Source organism: Polaribacter sp. M10, assembly GCF_054968445.1.
In genome coordinates, this window is record NZ_JBSSBG010000030.1 from 1 (window position 1) to 24,006 (window position 24,006).

Genomic DNA, 24,006 nt, shown 5'->3' on the forward strand with positions numbered 1-24,006 from the left:
GACCGTTTCACTCTTTGGACACTCCTCAGTTACAGCGATATTGAATTTTTACAGAAAATTAAAGTATGTCGGTAAATCAAATAGGAAAAACAAACAACGAACATCGAATATCGGTCGTCATCCATCGAATAACGAACATCCAATAACGAATATCGAATAACAAAAACAGATTCCTCCACAAGATCGGAATGACATATATATTCTCCATTCAATATCAACCTGTATTTTCGAGTAGAGCGATAGCGGAACCGAGAAATCTCTTTATTACAAGACAAACCTTACTTTAATACAAATGCAAAACCAAGGGCTAAATGCATAATGGTTTAACTGGTTAGCTGATTAGTTGTTTAGTTGTTTAGTTGTTTAATTGTTTAATTGTTTAATTGTTTAATTGTTTAAGCTATCTATTATCAACCAGAAACGAAAATCGAAAAACGAGCAACGAACAACGAGTTTCCTCCACAAGGTCGGAATGACATTGTTCAATTTCATTAAAACCCCACAACTTTTAGATTTGATCTGCTTTTAGAGCTCAATTTAGAGGCGTGAGAAACATAGAGTTCTTCTTTTTTAGACTCTCCAATACTTATGCATAATTTATAAATTACACATCACTTGTAAAGGTTTTTTTTATCTGATTTCATAATTTTATATGCTTACATTTTTTTTTAAAATGAAGAATAATAAGAAAATATTTTCTATAAAAATTATCTAAATAAACTATTTTATTATTTCAATAAAATAAAGCTTCACAGAGATTAGATCCAATAAAACTAACTCCTTCAGTTACTACTTTTATTTTCCTAATATTTTAACTGCTATTTAATTCATTCAAATCACCTTCTATAATAGCACAAAATCAAAAATTAGTTTGATTTTTTTTTGAATACCTTAGTTATTGATAAAAATACTAAAAGCAATAAAAAAGATCTACACATCACTCACAAAATCAATTATTTAGAATTTTAATATTTTTTATTAAACATCAATGATCAAAATAAAACTAGTAATTTACAATAATTTAGAGATTAATTGCGTTCATTACACATTTGATAGAAAAACGATTTATAAATTAAATAATTTAAAATTAAATTTAATATGAAGAAAAAATACTTTTTAATCACACTATTATTTTTCAATGCTTTTCTGTACGCAAACGTAGAATTACCAATGCTGTTTTCTGATGGAATGGTTTTACAAAGAAACAAACCCATAACAGTTTGGGGATGGGCTAAACCTAATGAAACAGTAAGTATTTTTTTTAATAATAAAAAAACAAAAACAAAAGCAAATAAATTTGGTAAATGGACAGCTAAATTGAAAGCTGAAAAAGCTGGAGGTCCTTTTAAAATGACTATTAAAGGTAAAAATACTATTGTTATAAATGATGTGTTAATTGGTGACGTATGGGTTTGTAGCGGACAATCTAATATGGGTTTTACAGTAAACCGAGCTCTTAATTTTACTGAAGAATTAAAAGATTCAGACTACCCTTTAATTCGTCAATTTTTGGTTAACAACGATATGAATCATATACCGAAAGAAAAAATAAAAACCACCCAATGGAAAACTACAAATAAAAACACAATAGCAGAATTTACTGCTGTAGGCTATTTTTTCGCTAAAAAAATACATAAAGAATTAGGTATTCCTGTTGGTATTATTAACACTTCTTGGAGCGGTACTTGTATTGAAACTTGGATAAGCAAAGAAGCTTTTGAGTCTAGTGATGAATTTATAGGTATAGCTGAAAAGATACCTACTATAGACATTAATCTTCCTCAAGAAAATAAAATAAAGATTTTAAAGAATAGAATTGAAAAAATTCAAGGTAGTAAGGTTGATAATTCGCAAGAATACGCTTTTAAAGAACAAGTTTTTAATGATGCCAAATGGCCAGAAATGAATGTACCACAATTTTGGGAAGCTCAAGAACTGGAAGATATAGACGGAACTGTGTGGTTTCGAAAATCAATTATAATATCTAAAGAAGATGCTGAAAAAGAAGCTACCTTAGAATTGGCAAAAATTGACGACCAAGATATTACATATGTAAATGGTGTTGAAGTTGGAACTACAAATATTTATAACCAAAAAAGGCGCTATAAAATAAATAAAAATATTTTAAAAGAAGGTGTTAATACGATTGCCATTAAAGTAACAGATTACAGAAATGGTGGTGGAATATGGGGCGATAAATCTGACTTAAAACTAACTTTAAAAAACACTATTATAGAATTATCTGGAAAGTGGAAATATAAAGTAGTAAACGTAATAAATTCTAAAGTTTCGCCAAACAAATACCCTTCATTATTATACAATGCAATGATTAACCCATTAACTTCATACTCAATTAATGGCGTATTATGGTATCAAGGAGAATCTAATGCCAGTAGAGCGCATCAATATAAAACTGCATTTCCTTTATTAATACAAGATTGGAGAAATAAATGGAATCAAGGTGACTTTCCTTTCTATTTTGTGCAGCTATCATCTTTTAACGAAGCAAATGGGAACAGTAATAAGGGTAGCCAATGGGCAGAATTAAGAGAGGCGCAAGATTACACAAACAAAACAGTTAAAAACACAGAGATGGTTGTAACTACAGATATTGGAAACGCAATTGATATTCATCCAAAAAACAAACAAGATGTTGGAAAACGTTTAGCTGCAATTGTTCTTAACAAACCATACAATAGTCCTACTTATAAATCTATGGAAATTAAAGGAGATAAAATTATTTTAACTTTTGATGGTATAGGAGATGGACTAACCACTACAGATAAATACGGATATTTAAAAGGATTTGAAATCGCTGGAGTTGATAAAGTTTTTCATTTTGCAAAGGCACATATTGAAGGTAACAAAGTAGTGGTGTACAATAAAAATGTAACCAACCCAAAAGCGGTACATTATGGATGGAGCGATGACGCAGGCGAATGCAACCTATATAACAAAGAAAATTTTCCAGCTGCACCTTTTAGAACGGACAATTGGAAAACGATTACTTTAAAAAATAAATACACTGTAAATTAACCTCATTCAAAAAAACTAATAAAAACAAAAAATCCTTCACAAATTGTGAAGGATTTTATTTTGGTGGGCAATAAGGGATTCGAACCCCTGACCCCTTGGGTGTAAACCAAGTGCTCTGAACCAACTGAGCTAATTGCCCTAAGCGGTTGCAAATATAACACTGTTTTTAAATCTGACAAATAAAAAATGAAATTTATTTTAAATTATTTCTGCAACTACAAATGTGCTACCTCCCACATAAATTATATCTTGCTGATTTGCACTCATTAAGGCATTATCATAGGCATTTTTAACGGATGCATATTTTTTTCCAATTAAATCAAAATTTTTGGCTTTGGTTTGTAATTCTTGTTCTGAAAGTCCTCTCGGAATATTGGGCTTGCAAAAATAATAGGTTGCTGTTTTTGGAAAAAGAGGCAAAATATCTTCTAATTTTTTATCCGCTACTACTCCTAATACCATATGCAATTGCTTGTATTTTTCTTTTTTCAATTGGGCCAATACAACACTTAACCCTTCTTTGTTATGCGCAGTATCACAAATTACTTTGGGAGTCTCTTGTAAAATTTGCCATCTGCCCTTTAAATTGGTATTTTCTACTACCTTCATCAATCCTTTTTGAATCTGTGCTGTGGTCACCTTAAAACCTGATAAGTTTTGTATGGCCATAACTGCAGTTTTGGCGTTTTTTTGCTGATAATCACCTAACAAATCTGTTGCAAACTTTTCTGAACTTTCGGAAGCAAAATAAAGTGGGGATTTTGTTTCTTGAGCCTTTTGCAAAAAGACCTGCGCAACTTCTTCTTGTTTTTCTCCGATAACAACAGGAATGTTTTCTTTTATAATTCCCGCTTTTTCAAAAGCGATTTCTGGCAATGTTTCTCCTAAAAATTGGGTATGATCTAAACCAATATTGGTAATCACTGAAATTTCTGGTGTAATGATGTTTGTGGAATCCAATCGTCCACCTAAACCGACTTCAATAATGGCAATATCTACATTTTCGTTGGCAAAATAATCAAAAGCCAAGCCTACTGTCATTTCAAAAAATGAAAGTTTTTGAGTTTCTAAAAAGGTTTTGTGCTTTGCTATAAATGTAGTGACCTTTTCTTTAGGGATTTCATCACCATTGATTCGTATTCTTTCTGTAAAGTTTTTTAAATGTGGTGAGGTATATAAACCGACCTTATACCCTGCTTCTTGTAAAATTGAAGCCAACATATGAGAAGTTGAACCTTTACCATTTGTGCCCCCAACATGTATGCTTTTGAACTTTTTTTCTGGGTGTGCTAATGCTTTAGAAAACGCTAAAATATTGGTTAGATCTTTTTTAAATGCGGTTTTCCCTACTTTTTGATACATAGGCAATTGGGCAAACATCCAGTTTAAGGTTTCTTTATACGTCATAGGTTATTTGTGAGACCTTTCGCAAACTTCGTTTCTTACTTTCAATCAAAATATATTTTGATTTCAGTAATGCTCAAGGTGACATTTAGAAAACAAAAATAAGCATTATTTAGAGAGCGAAAACTTATAAATAATAGTTCCGGTTTGATTTACAGGTGCTTTTTCATCTGCATTCCAAGTGGTTTTTAAGGCGGCTTCTTTAGCCGGTTTTAACAAGCAAGCTGCTGTATTGGTTGAGCCTTTTACACCCGGAATTGCACGAATAACTTTTCCGTTTTTATTTACGGTGATGCGAACCACCACAATACCTTCTTCTTGGCAATCAGGTTGCTCTTTGGGTTTTGATAAAGCTTTTCGTCCGGCTAAATTATAATTCCCTCCAGAACCACTTCCTGTATTTCCATAATACTTATTCGCATCTGGATCGCCATTCACTTTTCCTTTTACACCATCTATTTGATCATCTCCTTCGCCTTTTGGTGAACCATCTGAAACATTTCCGTTTAACAAACTATTTAACGCATCTGTAGTTTCTTTGGATGGTCTTGGTTTCGGTTTTGGTTTTTCTTTGGGAATTTCTTTTTTTTCTACCTCTTTAACTGGTTCTTTTTTAACTTCTTTTACCTTTTCTACCACAGGAACTTCTTTGGCAGTTTCTTCTGTAATAATTTCTTCATGCAGGGTTTCTTCAGGCGTTTCTAATACCTCCTCTTCTTCCTCAACCACTTCTTCTTTTTCGATTACTTCAGTAGCTGGTGCTTGTTTGGTTTTAGAAACAGGTTCTCCACTACCTACATTGGCATCACCAAAATTAATCGCTAATCCGTATTCTTCTGGCGGATCTAAATAGTTCATCCCATAATTAAAAATCACAAAAAGTAACATCACCAAAATTATTGAGGTGATTATTGCTGATTTTCGTTTATGTTTGGTATCTAATATTGGCATATTTATAAAGTTCTCGATACAATTTTCCTCATTTCAATCAGAAAATCACTCGAACTGACAATTGTATTTACTTTCCTTTTACCGCTAAAATCATTTTTAATTTGTTTTTATTGGCAATATCTATCACTTTCATAACATTTTTATAAGGCACATCTTGATCTCCACGAATTACAATGGTTTTCTTTTTATCTGCACCTACACTTCTTAAAATTTCACTTTCTAACAAAGAAGCATTAACCTTGGTTTTATCAATATAAAAAAGTGAATTATTGGTAATGGTAACCGCAACAGATTTACTGTTTTCTGTTTTTCCACCAGCTTTGGGCAACAAAACATCGATAGCACTAACCGTAACTAAGGTTGATGTGAGCATGAAAAATATCAGCAATAAAAAAACAATATCTGTCATTGACGACATATTGAATGATGGATCTACTTTATTTCTTCCTCTTAAGTTCATACTTTGCTTTCAGGGTTATTCATCTTGAATTTTAAACGCTCTTAAACTGGCTCATTTAGTAAATCTAAAAACTCAACTGATTTTGCTTCCATTTGATAGACAACTTTATTGGTTCTAACCACCAAATGATTGTAGGTAATATACGCAATAATCCCTACAATTAACCCTGCAACTGTGGTTGTCATGGCTGTATATAATCCGTCAGAAAGCATTTTAATATCAATTTGACCACCAGCATTTGCAATTTCGTGAATGGCGATAATCATTCCTATTACAGTTCCTAAAAAACCAATCATTGGTGCTGCACCAGCTATGGTTGCTAAAACAGATACATTTTTTTCTAGTTGATACACTTCTAATTTACCTGCAGTTTCTATAGCTGTATTGATATCATCTAAAGGTTTACCAATTCTAGAAATTCCTTTCCCTATTAATCTTGCTGTGGGCGAATTTTTACTTTTACAAAGTGCATTTGCCGATTCTAAATTTCCGTTAGAAACAAAATCTTTAATTTGATTCATAAAATTCTTGTCCACTTTTGCAGCTGCTTTTATCGCAAAAAAACGTTCAAAATAAATATACAAGGCGACTGTTAGCAAAACAAAAAGTAAGCCAATAATTATTTGACCTCCTAAACCACCATCCATAATTAACTTGTAGATAGAAAGTGTTTTTTCTTCTTGAACAGCTTCTTCTAATAGGTCTTTATTTTCTTGAAAAAATGATATCATTCAACTATTTTTTTATGTTTATATACTAACGTCTTTTCTTTTTTAAAATTGTTTCAAGGTAACAATTCGCTTTCAATTATAGCAAAAAAAATGCCATTTTGTAATTCATACAAAATGACATTTATATTTTTATTAACATTTGATTACACAAACATTCTTAGTACGATAAAAGTTAAAGATCCTACTAAAAAACCGATCAATGCCAACCAAGATATCTTTTTCAAATACCAAAAGAAATCGATCTTTTCCATACCCATGGCTACAACACCAGCAGCAGAACCAATAATTAACATAGAACCTCCTGTACCTGCAGAAAATGCGATAAAGTGCCATAATGGATTGTCTAACCCTTCTGAGAACATTCCTAAACTTGCCGCTACTAAGGGTACATTATCAATTACAGCAGAACCAATACCTAATAATAATACTACCAAATCTGAAACTACTGTACCTTCTAATTCAGTACCTATTAAAGGAATCCCTTGTTTTAAACTATCTGCAAAATTAAATAGAATTCCCAATGATTCTAAAGCAGCCACTGCCATTAAAATACCTAAGAAAAATAAAATACTTGGCATTTCTATTTTAGATAAAGACGCATGTACAGGACTGTGTGTTGCATGTTCTTGGTGCTCTTCTGCCTGCTCTCCTTCTACGGTTGATAACGCAAATTTAGAGTTACTGTAAATCTCAGCAAAAGTAGCTACAATACCTAAAGACAACATCATACCTACATAAGGTGGTAAATGTGTTACCGTTTTAAAAACAGGTACAAATAAAATGGCACCCAACCCTAAATATAGCATAGTTGCACTGTGCTGACTTTTTGGTTTTTCAACTTCATTTTCATCAAAATCAATTTCACCTTTAAAAGCAGGTAAAAAAGTAGCAATAAAGGTAGGTACTACCATACATAATAATGATGGTAAAAATAAATACGTGAATAACATTCCTGTACTTACTTTATCTCCAATCCAAAGCATTGTGGTTGTTACGTCTCCAATTGGTGAAAAAGCACCACCTGCGTTTGCTGCAATAATTATTAAACCCGCAAACCAAATTCTATCGTCTCTAGTTTTTACAATTTTTTGTAAGATAGAAATCAATACAATTGTTGCAGTTAAGTTGTCTATAATTGCTGATAAAATGAACGCCAAAATTGCGAACATCCATAAAAGTTTCTTTTTACTTTTAAAATTTACGTATCCTTTAATGGTAGAAAATCCGTCGAAGTAATCGATAATTTCTACAATTGTCATCGCACCTAATAAGAACACCAAAATTTCTGCAGTTTTACCTAAGTGATGCAATAAAGTTTCTTCTACCAAATGCAATTTATCTTCATGTCCCATAGACGCAAAACCATCTACTAAACCGTGATTTGCAGAATCAAACCAATTTGTAAAATTATCTACTCCAAGTGCCACCAGAGCCCAACAAACTGCCATCATAATTAAGGCAGGAATTAATTTGTCTAATTTTAAATTGTGCTCTAAAGTAATGGCCAAATACCCCATTACAAATACAATAATAATTACTGATTCCATTTTTTTTATTTATTATTTAGATTAATTGTTTTAATGCTATTTCGAATGCTGTTGAACATATTTTAGTTTTAGAAGCACTCTTTTTAAATGTTTTAAGCAGTGCTTTTTTAATGATCTTCGAGGTATCATTAAAGATGGCTTTATCTTGCATTGGCAAATCTACTTTTGCTTCCATCAGATATGCAAAAACTCTGGCAATACCACAGTTAGAAATAAAGTCTGGCAATAAACTTAGATGATTGTCTGTATACTCCATAATTGGGCCAAAGAAAATTTCTTTATCTGCAAAAGGTACATTTGCCCCTGGAGAGATGACTTCTAAACCTGCTTCTATCATTTGTTGCACTTGCGCTTTAGACACCAATCGAGAAGCTGCAGCCGGCACAAATATTTCTGCAGGTAAGCTCCAAATTTTCTCATTCATTTCATCAAAAGAAATCATATGTGTTGATGTCAATTTATTCCCTTCTTTAGCTAAAAACAAAGCTGTCATTTCTTGTTGTGTAAAACCATTTTGGTTGATTACCCCTCCATCTTTATCTATAATTCCCACAACTTTTGCACCCAATACCGTTAAATAATACGCTGCAGCAGCACCTACATTTCCAAACCCCTGAACAATGGCTCTTTTGCCTTTTACATCACCTCCATAAATGGCGTAATAATGTTTTACAGCCTCAGCCACTCCATAGCCTGTTAACATATCTGCAACCGTATATTTTTTAGAGATGTCTGGCGAATAGGCTTTATCTTCTATTACTTTAATTACGCCCATTCTTAACTGACCAATTCTATTGATTTTATCAGCTTCAGAAGGTTTAAAGTGTCCGTTAAAAATACCTTCTTGCGGATGCCAAACTCCACAACTTTCGGTAATGGGAATTACATCTTTATCTGCATCTACATTTAAATCGCCTCCTGTACCATAATAATGTTTTAACAAAGGGGTAACAGCTTTGTACCAACGTTCTAAAACCCCTCTTTTTCTTGGGTCGTTTGGATCGAAATTAATGCCCGATTTTGCACCACCAATGGCAGGTCCAGAAACTGTGAATTTTACTTCCATAGTTTTGGCCAAAGACAATACCTCATTCTTATTCAAACCTTTACGCATTCTGGTTCCTCCTCCTGCAGCACCACCTCTTAATGAGTTGATGACTGTCCATCCTTCTGCTTCACTTTCTTGATCTTTCCAATGAAATACAATTTCTGGCTGTTTGTTTTCGTATATTTTTAATAATTCTTTCATTTTAAAATTTCAGTAACTATTCAACTTCGATTTGCTATTTTCTTTTTCCGCTTTGAATTAAAAACTAATTGGAAAAAGTTAAAGTTGATTCATTTTTAAAATTGATTTTAAATTATTATAAAATATTGCGATATCCCTACAAACTTACAGTAAAAAAATGATTGTTCAAATTAATTTTGTAACGAACTAAACGTTAAAAATAACGCCAGAAGAGTGGTCTTTTTGTGCGCCAGTTACACTTGCCAAGCAATTTACCTGATTATCAATCTTTAACAAACCTAAAAACGCAAAGATTAAGGCTTCTTTAAAGTGGATTAATTTATGATCTGGTAAACCAATTTTAACATTTGAGTAATAAGCAATCTGCTCCATTAAAAAAGTATTAAAAACGCCACCTCCTGTAAACAAAAGCGATGCATTGCCCTTTATAACTGCACTAATCTGTATGGCAATATGCTCTACCACAGTTCTTAAAATATTGGGCACATTACCTTCTAACTGATGGATTATCGGAAAAACATTTTGTTGCACCCATTCTAATCCTAATGATTTTGGTGCTTGTTTTTGATAATATTCTAACCTATTTAAGGCGATTAAAAGTCGTTGATTGATTTGCCCTGATTTTGCTATAGCTCCAGAAGCATCATACGCATATCCCAATGTATTGGCATAAAAATTTAAAACAATATTTACAGGACAAATATCAAAAGCGATTCTTTGATGTTCTTTCTGATAAGAGATGTTAGAAAACCCGCCTAAATTGATGCAATACTCATAACTCGGAAACAATAAGGCATCACCAATAGGCACTAAAGGCGCTCCTTGTCCACCCAATTGCACATCTTGAGTTCTAAAATCGCAAACCACTTTTTGTTGGGTAATTTTTGCAATTGTAGCTCCATCACCAATTTGTAAAGTGATTCCATTTTCAGGTTGATGTAAAACAGTATGTCCATGCGAAGCAATAAAATCAATATGTTTTATATGATGCTTTGTCATAAATTGAAGAATCATATCACCCAAAAGTGCTCCATAGGTAATATCTAAATCTTCCAATTCTTTTTTACTTAAATGGATGGCATTTTGCAGCACCTTTTTCCATTTAGAAGTATAACTTAGGGTTTCTGAATGTAAAATCTCAAAATTTTGATAGTTCTTTTTATCAAACTTTACATAAACCAAATCTACTCCGTCTAAAGAGGTTCCAGACATCACACCAATAGCAAAAATTTTGTTCTTCATCATATTTGTAAAAATAACAAAACTATTATCAAAATATATTACGAAATCGATATATTTGTAGACTTTAATTACGAATATAATAAAAAACACAATATGGATTTTAGCCTAACAGAAGAACACATAATGATACGTGATGCAGCAAGAGATTTTGCTAAAACTGAATTATTACCAGGTGTTATAGAAAGAGACAACAAACAAGAATTCCCAGATGAATTAGTAAAAAAAATGGGAGCCCTTGGTTTTATGGGGATTATGGTAGATCCTAAATATGGAGGCAGTGGAATGGACACCATTTCTTATGTTTTGGTTATGGAAGAACTGTCTAAAATTGATGCTTCTGCTTCTGTAATGGTTTCTGTAAACAATTCTTTAGTTTGTTATGGCTTAGAAGCTTTTGGAACCGAAGCTCAAAAACAAAAATATTTAACCAAATTAGCGTCTGGAGAGCAAATTGGTGCTTTTTGTTTGTCTGAACCAGAAGCGGGTTCTGATGCAACATCGCAAGCCACAACTGCAATTGACAAAGGCGATCATTATCTAATTAACGGAACCAAAAACTGGATTACCAATGGCGGACGTTCTGATGTATATTTGGTAATTGCCCAAACCGATCGTGAAAAAGGCCATAAAGGAATTAACGCATTTATTGTAGAAAAAGGCACTGAAGGTTTTCATATTGGCCCAAAAGAAGACAAATTAGGCATACGTGGTTCAGACACACATACCTTACAATTTAACGATGTAAAAGTACCGAAAGAAAACAGAATTGGCGAAGATGGTTTTGGTTTTAAATTCGCCATGAAAACGCTTTCTGGTGGTAGAATTGGTATTGCTGCACAAGCCTTAGGTATTGCTGCTGGCGCTTATGAATTGGCTTTAAAATACTCTAAAGAGCGTAAAGCTTTTGGCACAGAAATTTGCAACCATCAAGCCATTGCGTTTAAATTGGCAGACATGTACACCGAAATTGAAGCAGCTAGAATGCTGGTTATGAAAGCTGCTTGGACCAAAGATCAAGGTAAAAATTACGATATGGCATCTGCCATGGCAAAATTATATGCATCTAAAGTGGCAATGGAGCAAACTGTAGAAGCTGTACAAATTCATGGAGGAAATGGTTTTGTTAAAGAATATCATGTAGAACGTTTAATGCGCGATGCAAAAATCACACAAATTTACGAAGGCACTTCAGAAATTCAGAAAATTGTAATTTCTAGAGGCGTTATCAAAGGATAAAACAGCTCTTAAAGCGTAGTCTAAGATTACATCCTTTAAAAAAAATAGAACCTTATACAATAGTATAAAATCCATCTTTCTTTTTCAGGTGGATTTTTTTTGGGCGTGTTTTTGTAAAAAAACAAAAACCGCGCTATCCACTGTATCTTTTTTTTTGAGCGACTATACTAATCTTATTGCTTTTAAAAAAATCATTCTATTTATTGCCAACTAATTCCTTATTTACAAACACAAAAAAAAGGATGTCGTTCCTATCGCTCACGCAAATACTTGCCAACGGAATTTCCTTCTAGAAAGGAAGTGAATATTTAATACGATTTCAATATAACTAATATGAAAAAATCTTATAAAAACCCATCAACAATTGCCTTACACTCTAAACTCAATATGATACAATTGCAAACCAGAAGCAGGCGCAATATTTCTTAAAAATTTTCGATCGTTATCTTCTTGTAAAGAAGCTTCTATAAATGTTAGATCTATATTGCCTTTACCCAATTCAAACAATGTTGCCATCATTAATCTTATTTGATATCTTAAGAAGCCTTTCCCTTTTACTTTTAATATATAAGACTTTTCAGGAAAAAAGTTTGCCATTAAAACATCGTTCTCTACAATTTTACAACTATCTATGGTTCTTTTAAAAATAGTGTTGGCAGAAGGTTTGGTGCAATATTTATGAAAGTAATGTTCGCCCTCAAAAAGCTGTGCTCCTTTTTGCATAAGATTTATATCTAAATCGTCTTCTACATTCACTAAAAAAGGAGCCGCAAACGGATTATTCTTACCGCCAAAAGAAAAGTAATAATGATATTCTTTAATTTTATCTGCCCCAATAATATTAAAATTTCGGTCTATTTTCTGAACCGAAATTGCTCTAAAATCGGCAGAAAAGTTAGCATTTAACAATTTTAAAAAGGCATTTTCTTCTAAAACCGAATTTGTAAACAACTGAAAATAGTAACAATTTGCAGAAACCTTAGCATCTGTTCTACCAACACCAATGGTTTTAAAACCACCTTTTAACAATATAAAAGACAAGGTTTTATCTACCATTTCATGCAAGGTTTTTGCATTTTTTTGTTTTTGCCATCCAGAAAAACGAAAACCAAGGAATTGTAAGCAAATCAAGTAAGAAACTGAATATTTCATAAGTGCAAATGTACAATAATTGCATTTTTTTTTACAAAAAGTGCATTTTTATGAATATCTCAAAATTATAAGGAACTTTTTTACGAACCTAACATTTTTTACCTTAAATAAACGTTAAAATAAAGTTATCTCAAATTAACCCCCTTTTTTTTAAGGGGTACACCTTCAAAAAACACGTTTTGAAAATTTACCCCCCTTGTTAGATTAAATTAAATATTTACATTTGGAGCGTTCAAATAATAAAAATCAATAAAAACTAAAACGAACACTATTATGAAAAAAATTATTTTTACTTTATTATTAGCAAGCAGCTTGTTAGTAAATGCACAAGAAGAAGAAAAAAAATTAACAATTAGCGGTTCTGTTGATGCGTACTATCAAACGTATTTAAGTGCTCCTGATAACTCTGGTCCTTCTTTTGGAACTGCATTTGCTGGTAAATCTGGATTTGCTTTAGGTATGGCAAATATTATTGCTAGTTATGAAGGAGCAAATGCTGGAGCTGTTTTAGACTTAGTTACTGGACCTAAAGGTGCTGGAGCTACTTTTAATTCTGACATTGTTGATGGTATCGTAAACCAAGCTTATGTTTACTGGAATGTTTCTGAAAACACTACGTTAACTTTTGGTAGATGGAATACTTTTTTAGGGTATGAAGTTATTGCGCCTGCAGCCAACTTTAACTACAGTACGTCTTACTTATTTTCTAACGGACCTTTTTCTCACATGGGTTTAAAAGCAGATTTTACTTTATCTGAAGATTTTAGCTTAATGTTAGCAATTACAAATCCTTGGGATACAAATGACACATCTATGACAGGTGAATATGCATTTGGTACTCAATTAGGATATAAAGGTCAATACCTTAACTTATACTATGATAGTGGAAACAATGGAGGATTAGGTTTCGAAATTGATTATACTGGTGGTTTTGATGTATCTGAAAGTTTCTTCTTAGGAATAAATGCTGCATATAATGACAACGATGGTTCTGGTTTCTATGGTGTAGCTTTATACCCACAATTAGCAACTTCAGAAAACTTTTCTTTAGGTTTAAGAAGTGAAATTTTCGCTTTACATGGTGATGCAAATAATGACGAGAGTGTTTTAGGTTTAACTTTAACAGGAAGTTATACAGTAGACAACTTAATCATTAAACCTGAATTTAGATTAGATGGATGGGATAATAGTGACCCATATTTTGACAATGATGGTATGGCTACAAATAGCTTATCTGCTTTCACTATAGCTGCAATCTACTCTTTCTAAGAAAAAGAAAGTCAACTATTAATTACTAACTAATACACATAAAACATGAGTTTATTTTTAACACTATTTCAAGATACTCCTTCTGAAGCTGCAAAAGTTTTAGAGCAAGTAAATGGAGATATGGGAATGCTTTGGATGCTAATTGCAGGTATCTTAGTATTCTTAATGCAAGCAGGATTTACATTAGTAGAATCTGGTATGACAAGATCTAAAAACGCAGTAAACATAGCAATGAAAAACTTGCTAGATATCTGTGTAGGTTCTATCACTTTCTGGTTGGTAGGGTACTCTTTAATGTACGGAGACACTTCTAACGGATGGTTCTTTTGGAGTGGATTATTCCAAGGAGAAGGAGCTGACTTATTCTTCCAAACAATGTTTGCTGCAACAACTGCAACAATTGTATCTGGAGCCATAGCAGGTAGAACTAAATATACTACCTATATCATATTTTCTTTAGTGATGACTGCTATAATTTACCCAATCTCAGGAGGATGGGAATGGAATGGTGGTTGGTTAAACGACACTGAAGGTATTATGCCAGCTGAGTTTATCGATTTTGCAGGTTCTTCTATTGTACACTCTGTAGGTGGATGGGCTGCTTTAGTTGCTGCTTATATGGTGGGACCAAGAATTGGTAAATATGTAGATGGTAAAGTATTACCAATACCAGGACACAACCAAATATTAGCAACCTTAGGGGTATTTATCCTTTGGTTTGGATGGTTTGGTTTTAATGGTGGATCTCAATTAGCTTGGGGTGGCGATGATGCAACTGGTGCTTCTAACGTAGTTTTAATTACAAACTTAGCTGCTGCAGCTGGTGGATTAGGTGCTTTAATTACTACTTGGATTTGGTATGGTAAACCAAACTTAGGACAAACTTTAAATGGTGCATTAGCTGGTTTAGTAAGTATTACTGCTGGTTGTGGTAACATGACTGCTGGTGGTGCTGTATTAGCTGGTTTAATTGGTGGTATCATAGTAGTATTTTCTATAGAATTTGTAGAAAAGAAATTAAAAATTGATGACGCAATTGGTGCTTTTTCTGTTCATGGTATTGCAGGTGTTTGGGGTACTTTAGTTATTGGTCTTTGGGGTGTAGATGGTGATACTGCTATTGGATTATTTAATGGTGGTGGAGCTGCTCAATTAGGTGCGCAAGCAATTGGTGTTTTAGCTTATGCTGTATGGGCTGTTGCTTTATCTTTTATAGTATTATATGTTTTAAAAGCTACTATGGGATTACGTGTAACTAAAGAAGTAGAAATCGAAGGTTTAGATATTTCTGAACACGGATCTATCGCATATCCTGGAAAAAGAGTAAGAGAATTTGATGAAGACAAATAGGTCTTAAATCTGATATAAAAAAATTAATGGAAAAGTAAAATCACGCAACATAGTTGCGTGATTTTTTTTCACAAAAACTTTTATTTAATCTATTCATCAAAAAAAGAATAGCATAATAATTACTTTCAGTTGGTATTTTTAATTCAGAAATTGCATCAAAAATTTTTCGATATCTTCTTCTAGAAGTATATTTTACAACAATAAAAAAATTACGTTTTAATATTTTTTATAAAAAGATTAAAAAGCAATACCATTTTAGAAAATCTAAATAAATACTTGAAATCAATTTAGAAACATTAAATACTAATTCTTTACATTTATAACCAAAAGCGGCTTTATAATTTACATTTTAAAGGCAATTTTCTTCTTTTTATGAATTTAACAAATATGAAACATTAAAATTATGATAAATATGTTTTTAATATGATATTTTTAATTTCATCACAAAAATTACATCAAACATCTTTTAAAACTGAAATATATTCAACAAAATACATAGCTTTGTAAATATAATTGAATATCATATGGAGAAACAAGGACTATATTTACCAGAGTTTGAACATGAGAATTGTGGAGCTGGTTTTATATGTAATTTAAATGGAGAAAAGACAAATCAAATTATTCACGATGCTTTAGAGATTTTAGTAAAACTAGAACATAGAGGTGGTGTTAGTGCAGACGGAAAAACGGGTGATGGTGCAGGTTTATTAATAGATATACCTCATGATTACTTTACAAGAGTTTGTAATTTTCCGCTTCCTAATCAAAGAGAATATGCTGTTGGAATGGTGTTTCTTCCAAAAGTTTCTAATCAATATAATTTTTGTAAAACTACTTTCGAAAACGAAGTAAAAAAACAAGGTTTATCTGTTTTAGGATGGAGAGTAGTACCTGTAGACTCTTCTCAACTTGGTGAAATTGCATTGAATTCAGAACCAAATATAGAGCAAATCTTTATTGGTAAAACCGATGAAATTAACGAAGCTACTTTTAAAGCAAAATTATATGCTGCTCGTAAAATAGCAGAACACGAAATTAGAAATTCTAAAATTTCTGAAGCCAATTATTTTTATATACCAAGTTTATCAATAACAACAATTATCTATAAAGGTATTATTATGCCAGAAGATATTGGGCCTTATTACAAAGACTTACAAGAAATAGATTTAGTAACACGTTTGGCATTAGTGCATCAACGTTTTTCTACCAATACAATGCCAACTTGGGAGTTAGCACAACCTTTTAGACACATGTGTCAGAATGGAGAAATTAACACTTTACGTGGTAATGTAAGTAGAATGCGTGTACGTGAAGAGATTATGAAAAGTGATGTTTTTGGTGATCAAATAGAGAAACTTTTCCCTATAATTTTACCAGGAAAATCTGATTCTGCTTCTATGGATATGGTTGTAGAATTATTAACACATACAGGACGTTCGTTACCAGAAATTATGATGATGATGATTCCTGAAGCTTGGGAAAAACACCAAACCATGTCTCCTGAGCGTAAGGCTTTTTACGAGTATAATGCTTGTATTATGGAGCCTTGGGATGGACCTGCTTCTGTTCCTTTTACAGACGGAGATTATATTGGAGCTTTATTAGATAGAAATGGTTTAAGACCATCTAGGTACACCTTAACTAAGAGCGGAAAATTAATCATGTCTTCTGAGGTTGGTGTGGTAGATATTGATCCTTCAGACATCGAAAAACACGGAAGATTAGAACCAGGGAGAATGTTCTTGGTAGATATGAATGAAGGTAGAATTATTGATGACGAAGAAATCAAAAAGAAAATTGTTACAGAAAGACCATATCAAGAATGGTTAGATAAAACAAGATTGCATTTAAAAGATGTTCCTTATACCAGTGAAACTTGTCCAATAGAAACGATTGATATTAAAACACGCCAACGTTTATTTAATTACACTTTCGAAGACATTCAAGAAGTAATTACACCCATGGCGCAAGGTGGTAAAGAAGCTTTAGGTTCTATGGGAATCGATACTCCTTTAGCAGTTTTATCAGACAGACCACAATTAATATCAAACTATTTTAAACAATTATTTGCACAAGTAACTAATCCGCCTTTAGACGGAATTAGAGAAAATATTGTAACCGATATTAGTTTAAATTTAGGAAAAGACAGAAATATATTTAGCATTACAGACAGACAATGTCGTAAGTTAAGAATACAAAATCCTGTTATTTCTAATGCAGATTTAGAAAAAATCAGAAATATAGATATTGAAAGTTTTAAAGCAGAAACTATCAATATTTTATACCCAAAAGCACAAGGTTTAAATGGTTTAGAAGATGCTTTAGATGATATTGTTCTTCAAATAGAAAAAGCTTTAGAAAGAAAATCGAATATTATAATTCTTTCGGATAGAGGTGTAAATCAACAAAATGCACCAATACCAGCTTTATTAGCTTGTTCTTATGTAAATCATCAATTAAACAGATTGCGTAAGCGTTCTAATTTCGATATCATTATAGAATCTGCAGAACCACGTGAGCCACATCATTTTGCTACTTTATTTGGTTATGGAGCAAGTGCCATTAATCCATATATGGTAAATGAAATTATCAGAATGCAAGTTAAAGAAGGCTTTATTACTGATATGGATGAGCAAAAAGCAGTAGACAACTTTAACAAAGCTATTGGTAAAGGTGTTTTAAAAGTGATGAATAAAATCGGAATCTCTACCTTAAAATCTTATAGAGGTTCGCAAATTTTCGAAATTGTAGGATTTAACTCTCAATTTGTAGAAAAATATTTTCCTTACACTGCATCTAGAATAGAAGGTATTGGTTTATACGAAATTGAAAAAGAAATAGACCAACGTTACAAACAAGCCTATCCAGACAATCAAATTGATAAAAACTTAAGTTTAAATATTGGTGGTGATTATAGATGGAGAAGAAATGGAGAACGTCATTTATTCAATCCAACTACTGTTGCTAAACTGCAACAAGCTGTGCGTTTAAGCGATCAGAAAAGTTACGATGTTTACGCAAAAACAATTAACGAACAAGCAGAAAGTTTAATGACCATTCGTGGTTTATTCGAGTTCGATAATTTAGATCCTATTCCGTTAGAAGAAGTAGAACCTTGGACAGATATTGTAAAACGTTTTAAAACGGGTGCCATGTCTTATGGATCTATTTCTAGAGAAGCTCATGAAAACTTAGCAATCGCAATGAATAGAATTGGAGGTAAATCTAATTCTGGTGAAGGTGGTGAAGATAGAAAACGTTTTCAAAAAGATATTAATGGTGATAGTAGAAACTCTGCTATTAAACAAGTAGCTTCTGGTAGATTTGGGGTAACTTCTCACTATTTATCAAACGCAAAAGAAATACAAATAAAAATGGCACAAGGTGCCAAACCTGGAGAAGGTGGTCAATTACCTGGTTATAAAGTATTGCCTTGGATTGCAAATGCAAGAAACTCTACACCTTTTGTAGGTTTAATTTCTCCTCCTCCACATCACGATATTTATTCAATTGAAGATTTAGCACAACTAATTTTCGATTTAAAAAATGCAAATCGTGAAGCTAGAATTAATGTAAAATTAGTTTCAGAAGTTGGTGTAGGTACCATTGCTGCTGGAGTTGCAAAAGCAAAAGCAGATGTTGTTTTAATTTCTGGTTACGATGGTGGTACAGGAGCTTCTCCTCTAACCTCTTTAAAACATGCAGGTTTACCTTGGGAACTAGGGTTATCTGAAGCTCAACAAACCTTAGTACTTAACAATTTAAGAAGTAGAATTGTTGTAGAGTGCGATGGACAATTAAAAACAGGACGTGATGTGGCTATTGCTGCATTATTAGGTGCAGAAGAATTTGGTTTTGCAACTGCTCCATTAGTAGCTTCTGGATGTATAATGATGCGTAAATGTCATTTAAATACATGTCCAGTAGGTATTGCTACACAAGATAAAGAGTTGAGAAAAAACTTTAAAGGTACTCCAGAACATGTAATTAACTTCTTCTATTATGTAGCTGAAGAATTACGTAAAATTATGGCACAACTTGGGTTTAGAACGCTTGCAGAAATGGTTGGGCAAACCCATAAAATAAATGCAAACAAAGCCATTAAGCATTACAAAGCTAAAGGTTTAGATTTATCTAGCATTTTACACAGACCAAGTGTATACAAAAGTTTAACGGTTAAAAACACCGAAAAACAAGATCATAATTTAGAAAATGTTTTAGACTTTACTATCTTAAAAGACTCTCATAGAGCTTTGTATCGTAAAGAAAAAATGAACTTAGCCTATCCAATTAAGAATGTTAATCGTACAGTTGGGGCAATAGTAAGTAATGAAATCTCTAAAATATACGGTCATTTAGGTTTACCTGAAGATACTTTAAACATTAATTTTACAGGTTCTGCAGGACAAAGTTTTGGAGCATTTGGAGCGTATGGTTTAACCTTTATTTTAGAAGGAAATACCAACGATTATTTAGGTAAAGGTTTATCTGGTGCTAAATTAATTGTTAAAAAACCAGCCAAAGCAGATTTTATTGCCGATGAAAATATTATTGTGGGTAATGTTTGCTTATTTGGTGCCGTAAATGGTCAAGCTTACATTAATGGAATTGCAGGTGAACGTTTTGCGGTTCGTAATTCTGGTGCTACTGCAGTTGTAGAAGGTGTTGGTGATCATTGTTGTGAATATATGACAGGTGGTAAAGTAATTGTATTAGGTAAAACTGGGAGAAACTTTGCTGCAGGTATGAGTGGTGGAATTGCTTATGTTTACGATCCAGAAAATAAATTTGTAAACGGTTTATGTAATACAGAAACCATCGAATTTGAAGAAATTTCTGATGAAGATGCTGCAGATTTAAAAGCAACAATAGAAAAACACGTTTTATTTACAGATAGTAAAAAAGGTACAGATTTATTAGCAGACTGGGACAAAGAAATAACTCGCTTTGTAAAAGTAATGCCTACAGAATACAAACGTGCTTTAGAACGTTTAAGAACAGAAGAACCAATGGTAGAAGAATTAACAATAGCATAATGTCATGGGAAAAGTAACAGGATTTAAAGAATTTGAAAGACAAGATGAAACATATACTTCTGTAAAAGATCGTATAAAAGATTATAAAGAATTTACAGTACCACTTTCTGAAAAAGAAATAACAAAACAGGGGTCTAGATGTATGGATTGTGGAATTCCTTTTTGCCATAGTGGGTGTCCTTTAGGAAATTTAATACCCGATTTTAATCATATGGTACATCAAGGTGAATGGCAAAAAGCATCATGGCTTTTGCATTCTACAAATAATTTCCCAGAATTTACGGGTAGATTATGTCCAGCTCCTTGCGAAAAATCATGTGTTTTAGGTATTATTGAAGATCCAGTATCTATAGAAAATATCGAAAAAAATATCGTAGAACGTGCTTTTAAAGAAGGATGGATTAAACCACAACCACCAAAATCTAGAACCAATAAAACAATTGCTATTGTAGGTTCTGGTCCTGCTGGTTTAGCAGCTGCTCAACAATTAAACAGAGCGGGTCATACAGTAACTGTCTTTGAAAGAGATGATGAAGTTGGTGGTCTTTTACGATATGGAATTCCGAATTTTAAAATGGAAAAAGAAATTATCGATAGAAGAGTAAAAATTTTAGAAGCTGAAGGAATTACTTTTAAAACCAATGTAAATGTAGGTGTAAATTACGATGTAAAAGAATTAAAATCTTTTGATGCTGTCGTTTTATGTGGTGGTGCAACAGAAAGACGTAGTTTACCTACTCCTGGTATCGATGCTGATGGTGTTGTACAAGCTATGGATTTTTTAACACAACAAACAAAAGTATTATTTGGTAAAGAAGTAAAAGATCAGGTTAAAGCAACTGGTAAAAATGTTATTGTTATTGGTGGTGGAGATACAGGTTCAGATTGTATAGGTACCTCAAATAGACATGGTGCTAAATCTGTGGTTAATTTCGAAATTATGCCAAAACCTCCTGGTCATCGTTCACCAACTACACCTTGGCCTTTTTGGCCATTACAATTAAAAACTTCATCTTCTCATCAAGAAGGTGTAGAACGTAATTGGTTAATCAATACAAAGGAATTTGTAAAAGATGATGATGGAAAACTAATTGCTTTAAAAACGGTTAATGTAGAATGGAAAATGGTTCCAGGGCAAAGACCTCAGTTGATAGAAATTGCAGGCACAGAAAAAACTTGGCCATGCGATTTAGCGCTATTAGCCTTAGGTTTCACAGGTCCAGAAAGCACGCTAGCTGATAAATTAGGAATTAAAAAAGATGCTCGTTCAAATTACAAAGCAGAGTATGGCAAATACCAAACTAATGTTTCAAACATCTTTACTGCAGGTGATATGAGAAGAGGACAATCTTTAATCGTTTGGGCTATTTCCGAAGGAAGAGAAGCAGCAAGACAAGTTGATTTATATCTTATGGGTAAATCTGAATTACCATCAAAAGATATTACCGGTGATTTAGTAGCCATGTAATACAAACAAAACAATAAAAAAAAGCATCAACGTAAAGTTGATGCTTTTTTTTATCCTATCATTTCAACCATATTAGAAAAACCTCAAACATGTCACATCCTGCAAGGTTTCCAAAACCTTGTAGGTATAAACCCTAAAAAACGCAATAACAAATCTATTAAAAAGAAAAATTCCCAACCTCAATATACCAAACACCAACCTCATTTCAACTGTAGTAAAGAAACCTCAAACACATCACATCCTGCAAGGTTTCTAAAACCTTATAGGTATAAACCCTAAAAAACTCAATATCATAGCTATTAAAAAAAAGAAAAACCAAACGCTATAAATTAACATCATCCTCATTTAAAATGTAGTAAAGAAATCCAAAACACATCACATCCTGCAAGGTTTCCAAAACCTTGTAGGTATAAACCCATAAAAACTCAATATCATAGCTATTAAAAAGAAGAGACCCCAAACGCTTTATACAAAGACCAATGTCATTTCAACTGTAGTAAAGAAGTCCAAAACACCTCCATATCCTGCAAGGTTTTTAAAACCTTGTAGGTATAAACCCCAAAAAAATCAATAACAGATCTATTAAAAAAAAGAAAAACCAAACGCTATAAATTAACACCATCCTCATTTAAAATGTAGTAAAGAAATCCCAAACACATCACATCCTGCAAGGTTTTTAAAACCTTGTAGGTATAAACTTATAACTAAACATAAAAGATCTCAAAATAATCATAAATCCAATTAGCAAAATAAAAACCTTCCAAATTAATTCGTGAATTAGTGGCAAAATCTATACAACAAGAACACAAAACGACTAAAACCCGTCTATAAGTTTTCCTACGGATGATAAAGTAACCCTACAGAAACACTAAGTAACAAAAACGAATTACTAATCATCCCTACGTAATCGTTCAGAAATGATACGAACTACTAAGTAACTCAATTTATTAACAAAGTAATATCACTTATTCACAAAGTAAGTAAAATCTATCAAAGAGTAATTAAATTTAATCATCAAGGAACGCCACGTAAAAGTAATGAAAGCTAAATCAATACAATTACCTCCTTATCCACGAAAAAGAAATCGAATATTAACTATAAATAAATTGCCATGGCACTAAAAAACCCACGCTCACAATCAGAAATCTTAGAAGCAACAAGAATTGCATTACACAATGTAGAAACCAACCCAGTAATCAAACCTTTAATGGAAGCATTGGGTTACAACACCACAAAAATTGATGAAGGTAAAGCATTGTTAACTGAAGCTAAAAATCAATTCTTACAAAACCAACAAATAGAAGACAGCAAACTAAAGGCCTACAAACTCTTCGAAAACAAACGCATAGAAATCGATGCAACATATGGTAAAGACCGCAAAAAATCTAAAATCATTTTTAAAAACGATACATTAGTTCTCAAAGAACTAGGGTTAACAGGCTCAGTCCCTAAATCATATGTAAAATGGTTAGAAACTATAAGTTTATTTTACAACACATTAAACGCACAACCAAACTTAGTTAGTCAACTAACAGTAGTACAAATCACAACACAATCTGTTACAGAAGCATTAGCAGCCATAAACGAATTAGAAAGTTTAAGAGCAGCCTATATTCAATCCAAAGGAAATGCACAGAATGCTACCAAAACCAAAAACAAAGCATTTGTTAAGTTAGAAAAATATATGAGTAATTTTTACGCTATGGCAAGAATCGCCCTAGAAGATGAACCTCAATTATTAGAATCTTTAGGAAAAATTATTAAAAGTTAAGCTCTGATCTTACAATTGATATAAAATAAGCATCTAAATAATAAAAAATAAAAAAACCTCATATCGTAAGATATGAGGTTTAAAGATCTTGGTATTAGCAAGAT

15 protein-coding genes and 1 tRNA gene are annotated in these 24,006 nt (G+C 32.4%); 7 read left to right on the top strand and 9 right to left on the bottom strand.

Going from position 1 to position 24,006, the window contains the following annotated elements:
• Positions 1 to 1,098 precede the first annotated feature (1,098 nt).
• On the top strand, positions 1,099 to 3,036 hold the full coding sequence (locus ACWYN7_RS16530; RefSeq protein ID WP_462861083.1) for a sialate O-acetylesterase: 1,938 nt from the start codon (positions 1,099 to 1,101) through the stop codon (positions 3,034 to 3,036).
• Between the two features lie 61 nt (positions 3,037 to 3,097).
• Here the strand turns inward: ACWYN7_RS16530 and ACWYN7_RS16535 are convergent.
• The 8 genes from ACWYN7_RS16535 to ACWYN7_RS16570 form a co-directional block, all read right to left on the bottom strand.
• A tRNA-Val gene (locus tag ACWYN7_RS16535) sits at positions 3,098 to 3,175 on the bottom strand.
• 59 nt (positions 3,176 to 3,234) lie between these two features.
• Positions 3,235 to 4,443, bottom strand: a complete 1,209-nt coding sequence (locus ACWYN7_RS16540; RefSeq protein WP_462861084.1) for a bifunctional folylpolyglutamate synthase/dihydrofolate synthase — start codon at positions 4,441 to 4,443, stop codon at positions 3,235 to 3,237.
• Between the two features lie 105 nt (positions 4,444 to 4,548).
• Positions 4,549 to 5,391: an energy transducer TonB family protein gene (locus ACWYN7_RS16545; protein ID WP_462861085.1), complete on the bottom strand. Its 843-nt coding sequence runs from the start codon at positions 5,389 to 5,391 to the stop codon at positions 4,549 to 4,551.
• Between the two features lie 67 nt (positions 5,392 to 5,458).
• Positions 5,459 to 5,851 carry an ExbD/TolR family protein gene (locus tag ACWYN7_RS16550; RefSeq protein ID WP_462861086.1) on the bottom strand — a complete coding sequence of 131 codons (393 nt, stop codon included), beginning with the start codon at positions 5,849 to 5,851 and terminating at the stop codon, positions 5,459 to 5,461.
• Positions 5,852 to 5,892: 41 nt separating this feature from the next.
• Positions 5,893 to 6,582 carry a MotA/TolQ/ExbB proton channel family protein gene (locus ACWYN7_RS16555; RefSeq protein ID WP_462861087.1) on the bottom strand — a complete coding sequence of 230 codons (690 nt, stop codon included), beginning with the start codon at positions 6,580 to 6,582 and terminating at the stop codon, positions 5,893 to 5,895.
• Between the two features lie 143 nt (positions 6,583 to 6,725).
• Positions 6,726 to 8,129 carry a sodium:proton antiporter NhaD gene (nhaD, locus tag ACWYN7_RS16560; protein WP_462861088.1) on the bottom strand — a complete coding sequence of 468 codons (1,404 nt, stop codon included), beginning with the start codon at positions 8,127 to 8,129 and terminating at the stop codon, positions 6,726 to 6,728.
• 16 nt (positions 8,130 to 8,145) lie between these two features.
• Complete coding sequence (locus tag ACWYN7_RS16565; RefSeq protein ID WP_462861089.1) at positions 8,146 to 9,378, bottom strand: Glu/Leu/Phe/Val dehydrogenase dimerization domain-containing protein; 1,233 nt, start codon at positions 9,376 to 9,378, stop codon at positions 8,146 to 8,148.
• Positions 9,379 to 9,564: 186 nt separating this feature from the next.
• The gene (locus ACWYN7_RS16570) at positions 9,565 to 10,623 is read right to left on the bottom strand and encodes an anhydro-N-acetylmuramic acid kinase (protein ID WP_462861090.1); all 1,059 of its coding nucleotides are present in this window, start codon (positions 10,621 to 10,623) and stop codon (positions 9,565 to 9,567) included.
• Positions 10,624 to 10,713: 90 nt separating this feature from the next.
• On the opposite strand from ACWYN7_RS16570, the gene ACWYN7_RS16575 reads away from it, so the two are divergent.
• Positions 10,714 to 11,856: an acyl-CoA dehydrogenase gene (locus ACWYN7_RS16575; RefSeq protein ID WP_462861091.1), complete on the top strand. Its 1,143-nt coding sequence runs from the start codon at positions 10,714 to 10,716 to the stop codon at positions 11,854 to 11,856.
• A 369-nt stretch (positions 11,857 to 12,225) separates the two neighbouring features.
• On the opposite strand, the gene ACWYN7_RS16580 is transcribed toward ACWYN7_RS16575, so the two are convergent.
• Positions 12,226 to 13,008 (bottom strand): tRNA pseudouridine synthase A, encoded by a 783-nt coding sequence (locus ACWYN7_RS16580; protein WP_462861092.1) that lies wholly within the window; start codon positions 13,006 to 13,008, stop codon positions 12,226 to 12,228.
• Positions 13,009 to 13,281: 273 nt separating this feature from the next.
• Here ACWYN7_RS16580 and ACWYN7_RS16585 point away from each other — a divergent pair, with 273 nt between their 5' ends.
• The 5 genes from ACWYN7_RS16585 (at position 13,282) to ACWYN7_RS16605 (ending at position 23,902) form a co-directional block, all read left to right on the top strand.
• Positions 13,282 to 14,277, top strand: coding sequence for an outer membrane beta-barrel protein (locus ACWYN7_RS16585; protein ID WP_462861093.1), 996 nt, complete (start codon positions 13,282 to 13,284; stop codon positions 14,275 to 14,277).
• A gap of 45 nt (positions 14,278 to 14,322) precedes the next feature.
• Entirely contained in the window at positions 14,323 to 15,627 is a 1,305-nt protein-coding gene (locus ACWYN7_RS16590; protein ID WP_462861094.1) for an ammonium transporter, read from the top strand.
• A gap of 524 nt (positions 15,628 to 16,151) precedes the next feature.
• On the top strand, positions 16,152 to 20,663 hold the full coding sequence (gltB, locus tag ACWYN7_RS16595) for a glutamate synthase large subunit (RefSeq protein ID WP_462861095.1): 4,512 nt from the start codon (positions 16,152 to 16,154) through the stop codon (positions 20,661 to 20,663).
• A 4-nt stretch (positions 20,664 to 20,667) separates the two neighbouring features.
• On the top strand, positions 20,668 to 22,131 hold the full coding sequence (locus tag ACWYN7_RS16600; protein WP_462861096.1) for a glutamate synthase subunit beta: 1,464 nt from the start codon (positions 20,668 to 20,670) through the stop codon (positions 22,129 to 22,131).
• A 1,111-nt stretch (positions 22,132 to 23,242) separates the two neighbouring features.
• Complete coding sequence (locus ACWYN7_RS16605) at positions 23,243 to 23,902, top strand: PQLLE family protein (RefSeq protein ID WP_462861097.1); 660 nt, start codon at positions 23,243 to 23,245, stop codon at positions 23,900 to 23,902.
• The last annotated feature ends 104 nt before the right edge of the window (positions 23,903 to 24,006 follow it).

Excerpts from the sequence above, each read along its gene's own strand:
- ACWYN7_RS16575 (WP_462861091.1), top strand. The coding sequence starts at position 10,714 with ATGGATTTTAGCCTAACAGAAGAACACATAATGATACGTGATGCAGCA.
- ACWYN7_RS16545 (WP_462861085.1), bottom strand. The coding sequence starts at position 5,391 with ATGCCAATATTAGATACCAAACATAAACGAAAATCAGCAATAATCACC.
- ACWYN7_RS16565 (WP_462861089.1), bottom strand. The coding sequence starts at position 9,378 with ATGAAAGAATTATTAAAAATATACGAAAACAAACAGCCAGAAATTGTA.
- ACWYN7_RS16555 (WP_462861087.1), bottom strand. The coding sequence starts at position 6,582 with ATGATATCATTTTTTCAAGAAAATAAAGACCTATTAGAAGAAGCTGTT.
- ACWYN7_RS16540 (WP_462861084.1), bottom strand. The coding sequence starts at position 4,443 with ATGACGTATAAAGAAACCTTAAACTGGATGTTTGCCCAATTGCCTATG.
- ACWYN7_RS16550 (WP_462861086.1), bottom strand. The coding sequence starts at position 5,851 with ATGAACTTAAGAGGAAGAAATAAAGTAGATCCATCATTCAATATGTCG.
- gltB (WP_462861095.1), top strand. The coding sequence starts at position 16,152 with ATGGAGAAACAAGGACTATATTTACCAGAGTTTGAACATGAGAATTGT.
- ACWYN7_RS16600 (WP_462861096.1), top strand. The coding sequence starts at position 20,668 with ATGGGAAAAGTAACAGGATTTAAAGAATTTGAAAGACAAGATGAAACA.
- ACWYN7_RS16530 (WP_462861083.1), top strand. The coding sequence starts at position 1,099 with ATGAAGAAAAAATACTTTTTAATCACACTATTATTTTTCAATGCTTTT.
- ACWYN7_RS16570 (WP_462861090.1), bottom strand. The coding sequence starts at position 10,623 with ATGATGAAGAACAAAATTTTTGCTATTGGTGTGATGTCTGGAACCTCT.
- ACWYN7_RS16580 (WP_462861092.1), bottom strand. The coding sequence starts at position 13,008 with ATGAAATATTCAGTTTCTTACTTGATTTGCTTACAATTCCTTGGTTTT.
- ACWYN7_RS16590 (WP_462861094.1), top strand. The coding sequence starts at position 14,323 with ATGAGTTTATTTTTAACACTATTTCAAGATACTCCTTCTGAAGCTGCA.
- ACWYN7_RS16585 (WP_462861093.1), top strand. The coding sequence starts at position 13,282 with ATGAAAAAAATTATTTTTACTTTATTATTAGCAAGCAGCTTGTTAGTA.
- nhaD (WP_462861088.1), bottom strand. The coding sequence starts at position 8,129 with ATGGAATCAGTAATTATTATTGTATTTGTAATGGGGTATTTGGCCATT.
- ACWYN7_RS16605 (WP_462861097.1), top strand. The coding sequence starts at position 23,243 with ATGGCACTAAAAAACCCACGCTCACAATCAGAAATCTTAGAAGCAACA.